At 75.1% G+C, this 1,163-nt stretch carries 1 protein-coding gene; it reads right to left on the bottom strand.

The genetic code is table 11. The annotated features are described in order from the left end of the window. Positions 1-121: 121 nt before the first annotated feature. Positions 122-994, bottom strand: a complete 873-nt coding sequence (locus ACIGWZ_RS26425) for an alpha/beta fold hydrolase (RefSeq protein ID WP_400068728.1) — start codon at positions 992-994, stop codon at positions 122-124. Positions 995-1,163: the final 169 nt, after the last annotated feature.

Raw genomic sequence — 1,163 nt, 5'->3', positions numbered from 1 at the left:
ACCCACCCACGGGAGGGGACGGACCGTAGCGGCGGAGCCGTGTAGGGCCGGCACCGCTCCCGAACAACCCACGCCCGCCGCAGGCGCAACGGCGAGAAACCAACCACGGCGGGACGGCCGACTACGTGGGGCCCGAGCCAAGCGCCGCGGACCGCCAGAAGGCGCCCAAAGCCTCGGCCGTCGCTGTCGGGCGTTCGGCGTTGGGGGAGTGTTCGGCGCCCTCGATGACGGTGCGGTGGGCGGCCAGCCGCTCGGCCATGGCGTCCATCAGCGGTACCGGCCAGGCGTAGTCGACGGTTCCGGAGACCACGTGCTTGGGCAGTGCGACGGCCGCCAGTTCCGCCACCCGGTCGGGCTCCGTCAGCATCTGACGGCCGGTCGCGATCAGCTGCTCGGGGACGGTGTTCAGCCAGCGGCGGTGCAGGAACGCCTCGATCTCGGGCGGTGCCGCCGCGTCCGGCGCCGGCACCGGGTCCAGTTCGCGCATCGCCTGCCAGACCGCCTCCATGTCCAGCGTGCCCAGGGCCTCGGTCAGCATCCGCAGCCGGGCGTGCTGGGCCTCGGCGATGGCGGCCGGGCCGGAGCTGAGTACGGTCAGCGAGCGGAACGGGGCAGGGTCGAGGAGTGCGGCGGCCCGGGTGATCAGGCCGCCCAGGGAGTGCCCCAGCAGATGGACCCGGCCGCCGAGGGTTTGGGCCTGGGCGAGCACGTCGAGGGCCAACTCCCGCTGTGCGTAGGCGGATTCCTCGCGTGGGCCGGGGGATTCGTGCTGCCCCCGCCCGTCCACCGCGACCACCCGGAACCCGGCCGCGGCCAGCGGTTCGAGGAGCGCGATGAAGTCCTCCTTGCTCCCGGTGAATCCCGGCACCAGCAGGGCGGTCCCGGCCGGGGCGCCGTCGGGCCGGGCGTCGTGCACGGCGAACGTCCCGCGCTCGGTCTCGAGCCGGTATGCGCGGGCGCGCGGGGGGAGCGTGAGGGTGGGTGGCGTGCTCATGGCGCGAGGCTAACGGACGGCTCGCAGCCGTGAAGCGCCGACGGCCCGGCTCCCGCGCGGTGCGGGAGCCGGGCCGTCGGCGGTGCTGAAGGTCAGCTCTCCGGCGTGGCCTCGGCCACTGCCGCCTTGGCGCGGGTGCGCCGGCGGACCGGCTTGGCCTCCGTCGTCG

The organism is Streptomyces sp. NPDC053427 (assembly GCF_044544985.1).
GTDB lineage: Bacteria > Actinomycetota > Actinomycetes > Streptomycetales > Streptomycetaceae > Streptomyces.
Note: the sequence above shows the minus strand (reverse complement) of the source record. Positions and strands in the feature narration are given on the sequence as shown.